This window comes from Flavobacterium nitrogenifigens (genome assembly GCF_003254565.1).
Lineage (GTDB): Bacteria > Bacteroidota > Bacteroidia > Flavobacteriales > Flavobacteriaceae > Flavobacterium > Flavobacterium nitrogenifigens.
The window spans coordinates 1-356 of record NZ_QJRI01000073.1 but is presented as its reverse complement, the minus strand read 5'-3'; the positions used below and the strand labels follow the sequence as shown (position 1 = coordinate 356).

1 protein-coding gene is annotated in these 356 nt (G+C 41.0%); it reads right to left on the bottom strand.

What is annotated here, in order from left to right; genetic code table 11:
- Positions 1–356, bottom strand: a 356-nt coding sequence (locus DM397_RS00305) for a glycoside hydrolase family 97 N-terminal domain-containing protein (RefSeq protein ID WP_204251842.1), incomplete at both ends; no start/stop codon positions are given.

Genomic DNA, 356 nt, shown 5'->3' with positions numbered 1-356 from the left:
TTATATTTGAATGCCAGATTATTATTGCTCACCCTAAAAATCACATCTAGAGCCGGTCTGCCCTCTTTTGTGAATGAAAAAACAGCTTCGTTGGCCGTATAATGCACGCTGCTTTTTTTGATGTTGCGCAGCTGATACGATTCGTCAACTTTGTTTTGGATGCTATTCGCCTGCAAAGCCAGTCCGGAGCTAAAATCTCCCGCATTCGTTTTTAAGCCTAATGGCGATTTTTCTATAAATGTTTTTTCATTGTATGTTACGCTATACTGGGGCATTCCATTATCTGCAGAAACCGACACCGCAAGTTTTCCGTCCGGACTTTTTACCACTGATTGGGCGTTTAGTTTAAAGAAACT